Source organism: Tsuneonella rigui, assembly GCF_003958625.1.
GTDB classification, from domain to species: Bacteria; Pseudomonadota; Alphaproteobacteria; order Sphingomonadales; family Sphingomonadaceae; genus Tsuneonella; species Tsuneonella rigui.
Genome location: NZ_RSEL01000005.1, coordinates 449763 through 462651 on the forward strand (window position 1 = coordinate 449763; position 12889 = coordinate 462651).

Genomic DNA, 12889 nt, shown 5'->3' on the forward strand with positions numbered 1-12889 from the left:
ACTAGTCGGAGCGAATGTTTCGCGAAACCCCCACTGACACGGCCCGCCAGCCCACCCGCGAGGGCGTGCTCCGCGCCGCCGAGAAGATCGCGGCGATCCTGTCGCGGACGCCGCTGTTGCCGCTCCAGATCGGTGACGTGCGGCTGTGGGCCAAGGCGGAGAACCTGCAGCCGATCGGCTCGTTCAAGATTCGCGGCGGGTGGCACCGACTGAGTGACATGACGCCCGAGGAACGGGCGCGCGGGGTGGTCGCGGTGTCGAGCGGCAACCACGCGCAAGGGATCGCGTGGGCCGCGCGGAAGCTGGGCATTCGCGCCACCATCGTGATGCCGCACAACGCGCCGCAGGTGAAGCTCGACGCCACCCGCGCGCTCGGCGCCGAAGTGGTGATCTACGAACGACCCCGCGAGGACCGCGATGCCGTTGCCGCGCGGTTGATCGAGGAGCGCGGCGCGGTCCTGGCCCACGCCTTCGGCGATCCGTGGGTGATCGAGGGCCAGGGCAGCGCGGGGATCGAAATCGCTGAACAACTCGGCCGCCAGCCCAGCCGGATTGCTGCACCGGCCGGCGGCGGTGGGCTGGCCGCCGGCCTATCGCTCGCTTGCCCCGACAGCGCCATTATTCCGGTCGAGCCCGAGGGCTGGGACACGGTCGGCCAGTCGGTCGCTGCGGGCGAGATTCGCGCCATCACCGACGGGCCTGTCACCGTGTGCGACGCCTTGCAGCCGCTCGCGACCAAGCAGATCAACCTCGATGTCCTCGCGGGCCGCTCCGAGCCGGGCGTGACCGTTACCGATGCCGAGGTCCGCGACGCCCAGCGTTTCGCCTTTGCCAACCTCAAGCTGGTGGTCGAACCCGGCGGGGCCGCCGCGCTCGCCGCCGCGCTCGCGGGCAAGGTCGCGCTCGATGAGCATACCGTGATCATGCTCACCGGCGGCAACACCGACGCCGAATCCTTCGCGAAAGTCATCACCAGCACCGACTGACGCCGGTTTGACATCCACCCCTCCTCGGCGCAGTTTCTCGCCGGGTCGATTGAGGGGGATAATCGATGCAGGCACAAATGCTCGCGCCCGCCGCCGTGCTGGTGGCGTGGACGCTGGTGATGCTGGCGTGGACCGCAGGCTCTCGCCTGCCCGCGCTCAGCAAGTTGGGCGGGCTCAAGAACGCCAAGCCGGGCGGCCGCGGCCAGGATTTGGAAGGCGTGATCGACGACCGGATCAACTGGAAGTCGCACAACTACTCGCACCTCGTGGAGCAGCCGACGCTGTTCTACGCGGTGTGCCTGATCATCGCGCTGCTGGGCCCCGATCCAACGAGCGTGCTGGTGGCGTGGATCTACGTCGCGCTGCGCATCGTCCACTCGCTGTGGCAGGCGCTGGTCAATGTGGTGTCGATCCGCTTCGTGCTGTTCTCGCTCTACACGATAGCGCTGGTGGTGCTCACCATCCGCGCGCTTTCGCTCACCCTGTTTGCTGACCCGATGGTGATCCAATGATTGGCATGGAAATCCTGAAGCCCGTCGTCGCGCTGCTGGCGTGGACGATGCTGATGTGGATCTGGATGTACGCGACTCGGATTCCCGCGATCAACAAGCTGCCCAAGGACGGCGGTCCCAATGCCGATGTCGGCTGGACCGGCGCCAAGCTCGACGACCTGATCGAGCCGCGCACGCAGTGGAAGGCGCACAATTACAATCACCTGCACGAAGCGCCGACGGTGTTCTACGCGGTGGCGCTGGTGCTGGCGATAGTCGGCCAGGGCGACGGCCTCAACGCAACGATCGCGTGGGTCTACGTCGCGCTACGGGTGCTCCACTCGCTCTGGCAGGCGACCGTCAACAAGGTGATGGTCCGCTTCCTGCTGTTCTCGCTGTCGAGCCTCGCGCTGATCATGTTGATCGTGCACGCGGCGATGACGGTGTTCGACCTGGCCTAGGCCGCGGCTTCGGCCTTCTCGGCGTGGCCGGCCAAGTCGATCGACAGGCCGGCCACGAACCGCTCCGCATCGAGCGCGGCCATGCAGCCGGTGCCGGCGGCGGTGACCGCCTGGCGGTAGGTGTGGTCCATCACGTCGCCGCACGCGAACACGCCCGGGATCGCGGTCTTGGGAGTGCCCGGCTCGACGATCAGGTAGCCGCTGGCGTCGGTTTCGAGCTGGCCCTTGAACAGCTCGGTCGAGGGCGCGTGTCCAATGGCGACGAACGCGCCGTCGCAATGGAAATCGCTGAGCGCCCCGGTCTGCGCATCCTTGAGTACGAGGTGGGTGAGGCCGCCCGCCGCAGGGTCGCCCTCGAACCGCTCGACGACCTGGTTCCACAGCACCTTGATCTTCGGGTGCTTGAACAGGCGGTCCTGCAGGATTTTCTCCGCGCGCAGGTCCCCGCGGCGGTGGATCAGGGTCACGTCGTCGGAGTGGTTGGTGAGGTAGAGCGCTTCCTCGACGGCGGTGTTGCCGCCGCCGATCACAGCGACTTTCTTGCCGCGGTAGAAGAACCCGTCGCAGGTCGCGCAGGCGCTGACGCCCTTGCCGCCCAGATCCATTTCGCCCGGCACGCCGAGCCACTTCGCCTGTGCACCGGTGGCGATCACCAGCGTATCGCCTTCGTACACGTCGCCGCTGTCGCCGTAGGCGCGGAACGGTGAGCCGTTCGCGAGATCGACGCGGACGATCGTGTCCCACATCATCCGCGTGCCGACATGCTCGGCCTGGGCCTGCATCTCCTGCATCAGCCACGGGCCCTGGATCACGTCGCGGAAACCGGGATAGTTCTCGACATCGGTGGTGATCGTCAGCTGCCCGCCGGGCTGCAGCCCCTGCACCACGATCGGCTCCATCATCGCGCGCGCGCCGTAGATCGCCGCCGAGAGCCCCGCGGGGCCCGAGCCGATGATGAGCATGCGCGTCTTATGGGTAGCCATGTATTCCTCCGTCAGAGGCGCGAGATAGGTGCGCGGCGCCCGATAATCGAGTCGGACCGCTCGGCTATCCCCGTCAGACGATGTATTTGGCGCGCAGGCGCTGGCGCAAGGCGTCGTCCACACCGATCACGTAGGCCAACCAGGCATCGAGCGAGCCGCTCTTGGCGCGCACCGTCTCGTGGAACCGCTCGAGATAATCCTCGTGCACTTCGAGATAGGCGCGGATCGAGGCTTCATCCATCTTGCGGCCGATGCTGGCTTCCATCTTCGGCACTGATTGCGCGCGCAGCACAGCCAGCGTCGGCGCGGCGTTGGTGAGGAGGTATTCGGCGCGCTGGTCTTCCTCCGACACGCCGAGGATATGGAACAGCAGCATCGCCGCGATCCCGGTCCGGTCCTTGCCCGCAAAGCAATGAACCAGGCTCGCCCCGTCGCGTTCGGCGAGCGCGTTGAGGTAGCGACCGAACATCGTGTGCATCGCGGGGTTCTCGGGCATGCGGGTGTAGACCGCCAGCATCCGGTCGCGCGCGAAGTCGACGAAAGTCACTTCCGGGCCGATGTCCATGTGCGGCGGGCTGCTGGTGGTCTCGCCCTCGTAGCCGATGACTTCGCCTTCCCACCCCTCGTGCCGCCGACAAGGGTTGGCCTCGCGCTCGGTGATGCCGCGCAGGTCGATCACCGTGCGGATGTCGAGCGCGCGCAGCGCTTCGAGGTCTTCGTCGGTCGCCTTCACGTGATGGCCGGAGCGATAGAGCAGCCCCTTCGGCACCATGCCGCCATCGGCCTGATAGCCACCGTAGTCGCGGAAGTTGTGGACGCCGGTGAGCGGGGGATGGAACGGGCTGGTCATCGGCCCGCCCCTGCCAGCCGCGTTACTGCGAAGCAACCGGCTGCGGGTGATGCGGCACCAAGATCAGCGTCTCCCCCTCGATCCGCACCGACGCGAGCCGCGACAGCAGGTTCATGCCGATCACATTCGTCGGGCCGATGTTGGGCGCGATCACCGCATCGAGGCCGCTCGCCTTCACATTGCCGAACTTGAGCGTGTCGATCGTCGTCAGGTCAGCCGAGACCGTCCCGTTCGCGGTGGAGATGCGCACCGGCACCCCGCCCGCACGCGGCTTGAGCCCGGCGCGGTCGGCCGTCGCGACGGAGACCGCGGTGAGCGTCGCGCCGGTATCGACCAGGAACGGCGCGGTGGTGCCATTGATCGACGCCTTGATCCAGTAATGCCCGTCCGCCGCCATCTTCACCCGCGTCTCGTCCCCGGCGACAGTCTGCTCGGGCAATCCGAACTCCGGAACGGCGACATCCACGCGAGGATTGAAACGCGCCACCTGCAGCACGACGAGCACCAGGATGCCCGCGAGCGCGAGCGTACTGGTTGTCGCGAGGAAGCGTCCGAACACGACGTTCCGGCGTGCAAGGGCGGTGCCGATCATGCTCCCGGCAACCGCGGCTACCGTGATAATCAGCAGGTTCGACTGCGGAACCTCTCCGATGAGGTTGCTGATCCCTTGCCAGATAGCATGCAGGTCCATGACCACCGCTCTAACCCATCGCGCCTTTACCCGCCATGACCGCGATCAGGGCGCGCTGCGCGGCACGGTCGCATCGGCAAGGATCAGCGAAAATCGCTCCGCGCTGTCGAGCCAGCGACGTCGGGGAGTCCATCCGCCCGCGAGCAACAGGGTGTTACTGCTGCGCCGGGAGAACTTGTGGCTGTTTTCGGTGTGAATGGTTTCGCCCGCGGCCATCGTGAACCGGCGTCCGGAGACCTCGAACGCGATCGGCCGGATGGCCTCGAGGTGCATCTCGATCCGCGCGTAGTCGTCGTTCCAGCGGGCGACATGACGGAGGGCATCGACCGGGATAGTGCCGCCAAGCTCGCGATTGATCCGCTCGGCGAGGTTGAGGTTGAACGCGGCGGTTACGCCCTGGGCATCGTCGTAAGCCGCTTTCAGCACCGCCGGGTCCTTGATCAGGTCCATGCCGATGAGGAGCTGACTGCTCTCGCCCAATGTCGCCCGCATCGTGCGCAACAGGTCGACCGCGGTGCGTGCCACCATGTTGCCGATGGTCGAGCCGGGGAAGAAACCGAGCTTGGGCAGCGTGGCGACTTCGGAGGGCAGCTCGACCCGGCGCATGAAGTCGGCCTCGACGGGATAGACCGGCAGGCCCGGGAACTGCGTCGAAAGCGCCTCGGCCGATGCGCGCAGGAAATCGCCCGAGATATCCAGCGGCACATATGCTGCAGGGTCGATGCACCCCAGTAGTAGCGGCGTCTTGACCGAGCTGCCGGAGCCGAATTCCACCACCGCGCGGCGTGTACCGATCAGTTCGCGGAATTCGGCGCAGCGGTCGGTCAGGATCTCGGTCTCGGCGCGGGTCGGGTAGTATTCGGGAAGCTGGGTGATGTCCTCGAACAGCTGCGACCCGGCATCGTCGTAGAACCAGCGCGCGGGGATCGCCTTCTGCGGTTCCGATAGTCCCTGGAGGACGTCGGCGCGAAACTTGGTGTCGACGCCGTCTTCGTCGAGATCGACCAGGCTGAGGCCCTGCTCCGCCGCCATCAGAGGTCCTTCGCCAGACGAAGGCCAGTGAACTGCCAGCGCTGGTGGGGGTAGAAGAAATTGCGGTAGCAGGCGCGGGATTGGCCGCGCACCGTGGCGCAGCTCGCGCCCTTGAGTACGACCTGGCCGCTCATGAACTTGCCGTTGTATTCGCCAACCGCGCCGTCGGCGGCGCGGAAGCGTGGATAGGGGAGATAAGCCGAGCGGGTGAATTGCCAGCAGTCGCCGAACAGCTCGGTGCCGCCGATAGGCAGCGGCGGTGATGCATCGTCGAGTTGATTGCCCGCTTCGGGATCGTGCCCCTGGGCGATCGCTTCCCACTCGAACTCGGTCGGCAACCGCGCTCCGGCCCAGGTCGCGAAGGCATCGACTTCAAAGTAGGAGAGGTGTGACACCGGAGCGTTTGGGTCGCGCGCCTGCCAGCCGGAGTGAGTGAAACTCTCGCCGTCACGCCAATAGAGCGGCGCCGTGATCCCTTCGGATTGGACCCAGGCCCAACCGTCCGACAGCCACAGGCTCGCAGCGCGATAGCCGCCGTCGTCGATGAACGCTTGCCACTCTGCGTTGGTCACCAGCCGCCCGGCCAGCGCAAACGGTTCGAGCAGCACGCGGTGGCGCGGGCCTTCGTTGTCAAAGGCGAAGCCGCCGCCGTCGTGGCCGATCAGCGCGATCCCGCCGGGATGTTCGTACCAAGATTCCTCAGGTTGCTGCGTAGCGCGTGCAGGGGTGGCGTGCCACATCGCCGGCCCGAGGGGATTCTGAAACAGCGCGTGCTTGATGTCGGTCAGCAGCAGTTCCTGATGCTGCTGCTCGTGCGCGATGCCGAGCTCGATCAGTGCGGCGAGCTCGGGCCGGTCGAGGAGCGGCTCCATCGCCTCGCTCACATGACGCCGCCACGCTACGATCTCGTCGAGTGCAGGCCGCGACAGCATCCCGCGCCGGTCGCGCGCAATCCGCTCGCCCTCGCCTTCGTAGTAGGAATTGAACAGGTACGGCCAATCCTCGCGCCACAGCCGGTAGTTCGCCCGGTGGTCGCGCAGCAGGAAGGTCTCCCAGAACCACGTCGTGTGCGCGAGGTGCCACTTGGCCGGGCTGGCGTCGGGCATCGACTGGATCGTCGCATCGGCCTCGCTCAGCGGGGCGACGAGAGCCTCGCTCAGCGCGCGGGTCGCGCGGAAGGCATCCCGCAGGTCGCCGGTCCGCGCCGCTGCGCGCTTGCTGGGCTGGGGCACGAATGTTCTCCCGGTCGCGTCAGTCCACAACGAACATGTCTAACTTAGGTTGCCGGTGAAAGACTAATCGCGCTTGTCTGGCCTGCGAGAACGCCTAGCTCCGGCGCGAAGGAGATCCGCGATGCGCACACGGCAGGCCTATATCGACGCCCCTGGCGGCCCCGAGGCGATCCGCTGGCGCGAGGTGGAGCTGCCTGCGCCGGGGCCGGGCCAGGCGCTGCTGCGGCATGAGGCGATCGGGCTCAATTTCATCGATACCTATCACCGCTCCGGCCTTTACCCGCTTGCGATGCCGGCGACCCTGGGGCTCGAGGCCGCGGGCGTTGTCGAGGCAATCGGCGATGGCGTCGAGGGCGTGGCGGCCGGCGATCGGGTGGCGACGTTCGGCCCCAGCCGGGCCGCCTATGCCGACGCGCAGATTGTATCGGCCGCAGAACTGTTCGCGGTGCCTGCGGACATCGACCTCCGGACCGCGGCCGCAGTGCTGCTCAAGGGTCTGACCACCGAGATGCTGGCCGAGAGGGTCGCTCCTCTCGCCGAGGGCCAGTGGGCCCTGGTCCACGCGGCGGCCGGCGGGGTGGGACAGCTGCTCGTCCAGTGGCTAGTCGCGCGCGGAGTGCGGGTTATCGCCACTGCCGGCAGCGAAGGGAAGTGCGACCTCGCCCGCTCGCTCGGAGCCGAGCATGCGGTCGATGCGGGAGCGACTGACCTAGCCGAGCAAGTCCGCGCGATCACCGAGGGCCGCGGCGTTCGCGCGAGCTACGACGGCGTGGGCAAGGCAACCTGGGAAGCCTCGCTCAAAGCCACCGGACGGCGCGGGATCATCGCCAGCTTCGGCAACGCGAGCGGCCCCGTCACCGGCGTGAACCTGGGGTCGCTAGCGTCAGCCGGATCGCTGTTCGTCTCCCGACCGACCCTGTTCGACTATTACCGCGAACCCGCCGAACGCGCCGAGGGTGCGGCGAAGCTGTGGGACATGCTCGGCAGCGGCAAGGTCAAGGTCGAGATCGGCCAGACCTACCCGCTCGACCAGGCCGAGCAGGCGCACCGCGATCTGGAGGCGCGCAAGACAGTCGGTTCGACGCTGCTTTTGCCTTAGGCGGCCGCGGTCTGCCCCGCGCTCGCCTCTAGGTTCAGCATTTCGGCGAGCAGGAAGGCAAGTTCAATCGATTGTGCGGCATTCAAACGCGGGTCGCAGTGCGTATGATAGCGGTCGCCGAGCGCCTCGTGGCTGATCGCCACCGCGCCGCCGACGCATTCGGTCACGTCCTGCCCGGTCATCTCGATGTGGATGCCGCCCGCATGCGTGCCTTCGGCGCGGTGCACTGCGAAGAAGCCCTTCACCTCGCGCAGAATGCGGTCGAATGGGCGCGTTTTGTAGCCGCTGTTCGACTTGATGACGTTGCCGTGCATCGGGTCGCAGCTCCACACCACCGGGTGTCCCTCGCGCGCGACCGCGCGGACCAGCGGCGGCAGGCCGCTCTCGACCTTGTCGTCGCCGAAGCGGCTGATCAGCGTCATCCGGCCCGGCTCGCGGCCCGGATTGAGCACGTCGAGCAGGCGGATAAGGTCGTCAGGCGCGAGGCTCGGCCCGCACTTCATGCCGAGCGGGTTGCCGATCCCGCGGCAAAATTCGATGTGCGCGCTGCCGGGGAAACGGGTGCGGTCGCCGATCCACACCATGTGGGCGGAGCAGTCGTACCAATCGCCGGTCAGGCTGTCGCGCCGGGTCAGCGCCTGCTCGTAGGGTAGCAGCAGCGCTTCGTGACTGGTGTAGAAGCTGGTCCGCTCAAGCTGCGGCAAGGTCTCGGGATTGACCCCGCACGCTTCCATGAAATCGAGCGATTCCCCAATCCGGTCCGCCACGTCCTTGAACTTGTCCGCCCACGGCGTGCGGCCCATGAAATCGAGCGTCCAGCGGTGCACCTGGCGCAGGTTCGCGTACCCGCCGCCGGCAAACGCGCGCAGCAGGTTGAGGGTGGCCGCCGCCTGCGAATAGGCGCGGACCATGCGCGCCGGATCGTTGGCGCGGCTCTCGGGCGTGAACTCGATCCCGTTGATATTGTCGCCGAGGTAGCTCGGCAGTGTGACCTCGCCTTGCGTCTCGGTCGGCGCGCTGCGGGGCTTGGCGAACTGGCCGGCCATCCGGCCCACCTTCACCACCGGCCGTTTGCTGGCGAAGGTCAGGACGACGGCCATCTGCAGCAGCACGCGGAAGGTGTCGCGGATGTTGTTGGGATGGAACTCGGCGAAGCTTTCGGCGCAGTCGCCGCCCTGCAGCAGGAACCCGCGCCCATCGGCCACCTCCGCGAGATCGGCCTTCAGCGCGCGCGCTTCGCCGGCGAACACCAGCGGCGGATAGTGCGACAATGTCGCCTCCGCATCGGCAAGCGCCGCGCGGTCGAGGTATTCGGGCAGGTGGCGCGCTTCGCACGCCTGCCAGCTATCGGGGGTCCATTCCTGTGCCACTCCCGAGTCCTAGTCGCTTCGCACCTGCAGCGCAAAGCGGGTTAAACTTGGCGCAGCGCAAGCTCGCTTAGCGCGAGGCCCCGGCGGTTGTCGCTGGCACCCGCGTCGCCAGCTGCTGCCCTTGCGGGATCACCGCCAACCGGAACGGCGGCCGCGCGGCAAGGTATTTCGCCGCCAGGGCCTGCATCGCTTGCGGAGTGGTCCGCGTGTAGTCGGTCAGCAGCGAGCGCAGCAGGCTGACCCGCTGCGGATCGGTGCTCGCGCCCTCCAGTTGCCACAGCCAGAAAGTGTTGCCGGTCGAGGCGCGGCTGATCGACTGTTTGAGCGGCTCGGTCACGCGCGCGAGTTCGTCGGCGGTGGGCGGCGTGGTCGCGAGCTCGTGCGCGATCTTCTCGGTCGCCGCGAAGAACGCCGGCACGTCCTCGGGGCGCACCGTCGCGATCGCCGAGATCGAACCGCCGCTGGAGATATCTTCCGGCCAATCGCTCCCGACTTGCGGCGCATAGCTGGCCCCGGTTCGCTCGCGCATCTCGTCGAGCAGGCGGTTGTTGAACAGGTCGGTGAGGATCTGCAGCTGACGCGATTCCGGCAGCCCCGGGACCCCGGCCCCGCTCGGCCAGGCAACCACCGCCGCGGCCTGGTTGGCGTCGCCGCGATGGTAGAGCACCGTCGGCTCGCCCGGTCCGGCCACCGTGACCTGCCGTGCCAAGGCAGCGGCGGGGATCGGCTCGCGCTCGGGCAAGGCACCGAACGACTTGCTCATCGCGTCGAGCGCATCGGCCATCTTGAAGTCGCCGAACACGAGCACTTCGACCGGACCCTGCTTCAACAGCGGTTCCCACACCCGGCGGAAGCCCTCGGGCGTCGCCGCGTCGAGCTGCGCCGGGTCGGCCGTCGCGAAGCGCGGGTCGCGGGCGTAGAGCTGATACTGCAGGTCGCGTTCGAGGACGCCGCTAGGGCTCGCGGCGTAGCTCTCGTAGGCGAGCTTCGCCGCCGCCTTGGCGCGGATGACCGGATTGGCATCCCACCGCGGCATCGCGAGCTTGGCCGCGAACAGGTAGAGCTGGTCGGCGAGGTCAGCGGCGCGGGTCTGCGCCGTCAGGGTGAAAACGCCGTCGTCGATCGCGAAGTCGAAGCCCATCTTGCGGCCGGTGCTGATGCGGTCGAGCTCTTCCTGGCCGAGTTCGCCGACACCCGATCCCACGAGCGCGGCCTCGCCGAGCTTCGCGTAGACCGCATCCTCGGGCCTGAACGCGCGCCAGCCCGATCCAAAGCGCGCCTTGACCGTCACGCGGCCAGGCTCGCCATTATTGGCCCACAACAAGGCGGTGGTACCGTTGGGGAAGACCACCCGTTGGATGTCGAGCACGCCCAGCGGCGCGACCGAAGACGGCTGCTGCGGGGTGCCGATCGCCGGCAGATCTGCGAACGAAATTGACTTGGCGGTGAGGCGTGCGCTGCTGTCCGCGGTGACGGGGGCAAGCAGCGCCGCGCGCAGATCAGCGGCGGTCGCTTCGGACGCATTCGGCGTCACATAAACGGAGCGGATCACCGGCCCCGAAAACAGCGAGCGAGTGTGCTTCAGCACATTGGCAGGGGTGAACTGGTCCTTCATCCCGCGGAACACGGTGAGCACCGTTTCCGGCGCGGCGACGGTCTCGCGGATGTCGACCGCCTGCACCACGTCGTCCGCCAGCTTCGACCCCGCCATGACCGCGCGCTGCTCCACCGAGCTGGCGAACGCCACGTCGAATTCGGCCATCTCGCGGTCGATTTCCTCCTGCGTCGGCGGCTCGGCCAGCGCATCGGCGATCACCGCGCGCACATCGGTCAGCGCCGATTTCCAGTCGTCGGTGAGCGGCGCGAAGGTGACGAAGGTGCCGTCCGAAGTGCGGCTGACATCCTCCTGGTTCACCTGCGCGTAGAGGTACGAAGCACCCGCCCGTGCACGCGCTTCCAGCCGGCGGTTGATGATCGACTGCGCGAGCGAATCCAGCAGCAGACCCTCGTTATAGACGATCGTGTCGTTGACCGGCCGCCACGGACGCATGACTGCGTAGGTCAGGTTGCGCGGCAGGTCGGGCTCGACCAGCACCTGCGTTTCGCCCACCGGGTTCGCCGGGTCGGCGCCCACCGGCGCTTTCGGATCGCCGAAGTCGGGCGCGGGGACGTGCTTGCCGACGCCCTTCCAGTCGCCGAAGTACTTTTCGACGAGCGAAGCCAGCGTGCGCGCGTCTGTGTCGCCTGCGACGACCACGACGGCGTTTTCAGGGCGATACCAGCGCTTGTGGAACGCCTGGACGGACTCGGCGGTCGCCGCGTTGAGCGTTTCCTCGGTGCCGATCGGCAGGCGGTTCGCGAGTCGCTGGCCGGCGAACAGGGTCTTGCGACTTTCCTCCGCCACGCGCTGCGCCGCGGCGCCGCGCTCTCGCTTCTCGGCGAGCACGATCGGGCGGTCTTCCGACAAGCCCTTGGCCGATAGCGTGGGCGCCTCGATCATGCCGGACAGGAGCTTGAACACCTCTTCCAACTTCGCCGGCGTCGCGTCGGGCACGTCGAGCTTGTATACCGTTTGGGTCGGCGAGGTCTCGGCGTTGGTGTCGCTGCCGAAGGTGGCGCCCAGGCGCTGGAAAGTGGGGATCGCGGCGCCATCGGCGAGGTACTTGCTCTCGCGGAAGGTCATGTGCTCGATCAGGTGCGCGAAGCCCTGCTCGGCGTCGGTCTCGTGGATCGAGCCGGCATCAATGCGCACCCGGATCGAGACTTGGCCCGGCGGCACGCCGTTCTTGCGCACCGCATAGCGCAGGCCGTTGGACATTTCGCCGAACAGCCATTCCTTGTCGCGCGGAACGTCGCTGCCCTTGTAGATCCAGGGCGTGACGTTGCCTGTCTGCAGCGACTTGGGCTCGGGCGCGGCGGTCTTGTCCTGCGCCGGGATCGGCGAAGCCAGCAGGATTAGAGGGAGCAGCGGCGCGAGGTGCCGGACGGCACGCGGAAGCAAGGTCATGGGGCGGCTATAGGGGGCCGCCAAGTGAAGGGATAGTGAATGCCCGACAAGAAACCGTGACCGTCCGACCAACTTGTTCTCCTGCCCCCCTCGCCCTACATGCGCGGCATGTTCATCGAGACCGAAACCACCCCCAATCCGGCCGCGCTCAAGTTCCTGCCGGGTCGTCAGGTCATGCCCGCCGGCACTCGCGAATTCACCGATCCGGAAGCCGCCGAGGCGAGCCCGCTGGCGCAGGCGCTGTTCGATACCGGCGAGGTCACGAACGTATTTTTGGGTGGCGACTTCGTATCGGTAACCGCCGCACCGGGCACGGACTGGAGCCAGCTCAAGCCGCAGGTCGTCTCGGTCCTGCTCGACCACTTCGTGTCGGGCGCGCCGCTGTTCGTCGGCGGCGGGGCGAGCGGCATCGCGGTGCCGGCCGAAGAATCACTGACGGTCGAAGAAGACCCGGCCGACGCAGACATCGTGGCGCAGATTCACGAGCTGCTCGAGAGCCGCATTCGTCCCGCGGTCGCCAACGACGGCGGCGACATCGTCTATCGCGGCTACCGCGACGGAATCGTACACCTGCAGATGCAGGGCGCCTGCTCCGGATGCCCTTCCTCGACCGCCACGCTCAAGCACGGGATCGAGGGGCTGCTGAAGCACTACATTCCCGAGGTCACCGAAGTTCGCGCGGCCTGA

General features: G+C 67.5%; 12 protein-coding genes. 5 read left to right on the top strand and 7 right to left on the bottom strand.

Annotated features, from left to right (window positions below; genetic code table 11):
* The first annotated feature begins 14 nt into the window (after positions 1–14).
* The 3 genes from ELY12_RS02925 to ELY12_RS02935 all read left to right on the top strand — a co-directional run bounded on the left by ELY12_RS02925 (position 15) and on the right by ELY12_RS02935 (position 1938).
* Complete coding sequence (locus ELY12_RS02925) at positions 15–986, top strand: threonine ammonia-lyase (RefSeq protein WP_126175193.1); 972 nt, start codon at positions 15–17, stop codon at positions 984–986.
* A gap of 65 nt (positions 987–1051) precedes the next feature.
* Positions 1052–1498, top strand: coding sequence for an MAPEG family protein (locus ELY12_RS02930; protein WP_126175194.1), 447 nt, complete (start codon positions 1052–1054; stop codon positions 1496–1498).
* The gene (locus ELY12_RS02935) at positions 1495–1938 is read left to right on the top strand and encodes an MAPEG family protein (protein ID WP_126175195.1); all 444 of its coding nucleotides are present in this window, start codon (positions 1495–1497) and stop codon (positions 1936–1938) included. Before ELY12_RS02930 ends, ELY12_RS02935 begins: the two co-directional genes overlap by 4 nt.
* Here the strand turns inward: ELY12_RS02935 and trxB are convergent.
* From trxB to egtB, 5 genes are all read right to left on the bottom strand, one after another.
* Positions 1935–2921 (bottom strand): thioredoxin-disulfide reductase, encoded by a 987-nt coding sequence (trxB, locus tag ELY12_RS02940; protein ID WP_126175196.1) that lies wholly within the window; start codon positions 2919–2921, stop codon positions 1935–1937. The two genes, ELY12_RS02935 and trxB, sit on opposite strands and share 4 nt — an antisense overlap.
* 73 nt (positions 2922–2994) lie before the next feature.
* Complete coding sequence (locus ELY12_RS02945; RefSeq protein WP_126175197.1) at positions 2995–3771, bottom strand: tyrosine-protein phosphatase; 777 nt, start codon at positions 3769–3771, stop codon at positions 2995–2997.
* Between the two features lie 22 nt (positions 3772–3793).
* A complete protein-coding gene (locus ELY12_RS02950) occupies positions 3794–4462 on the bottom strand; it encodes a retropepsin-like aspartic protease family protein (protein ID WP_126175198.1) in 669 nt (222 codons plus the stop codon).
* A 45-nt stretch (positions 4463–4507) separates the two neighbouring features.
* Positions 4508–5494 carry an L-histidine N(alpha)-methyltransferase gene (gene egtD / locus ELY12_RS02955; RefSeq protein WP_126175199.1) on the bottom strand — a complete coding sequence of 329 codons (987 nt, stop codon included), beginning with the start codon at positions 5492–5494 and terminating at the stop codon, positions 4508–4510.
* Entirely contained in the window at positions 5494–6726 is a 1233-nt protein-coding gene (gene egtB, locus ELY12_RS02960; RefSeq protein ID WP_126175200.1) for an ergothioneine biosynthesis protein EgtB, read from the bottom strand. Before egtB ends, egtD begins: the two co-directional genes overlap by 1 nt.
* A 121-nt stretch (positions 6727–6847) precedes the next feature.
* Here egtB and ELY12_RS02965 point away from each other — a divergent pair, with 121 nt between their 5' ends.
* On the top strand, positions 6848–7825 hold the full coding sequence (locus tag ELY12_RS02965; RefSeq protein WP_126175201.1) for a quinone oxidoreductase family protein: 978 nt from the start codon (positions 6848–6850) through the stop codon (positions 7823–7825).
* Here ELY12_RS02965 and ELY12_RS02970 read toward each other — a convergent pair.
* Positions 7822–9195 (bottom strand): class II 3-deoxy-7-phosphoheptulonate synthase, encoded by a 1374-nt coding sequence (locus tag ELY12_RS02970; RefSeq protein WP_126175202.1) that lies wholly within the window; start codon positions 9193–9195, stop codon positions 7822–7824. The two genes, ELY12_RS02965 and ELY12_RS02970, sit on opposite strands and share 4 nt — an antisense overlap.
* A 67-nt stretch (positions 9196–9262) precedes the next feature.
* A complete protein-coding gene (locus ELY12_RS02975; protein WP_126175203.1) occupies positions 9263–12202 on the bottom strand; it encodes a M16 family metallopeptidase in 2940 nt (979 codons plus the stop codon).
* A gap of 108 nt (positions 12203–12310) precedes the next feature.
* Between ELY12_RS02975 and ELY12_RS02980 the strand changes: the two genes are divergently transcribed.
* Entirely contained in the window at positions 12311–12889 is a 579-nt protein-coding gene (locus tag ELY12_RS02980) for a NifU family protein (RefSeq protein ID WP_126175204.1), read from the top strand.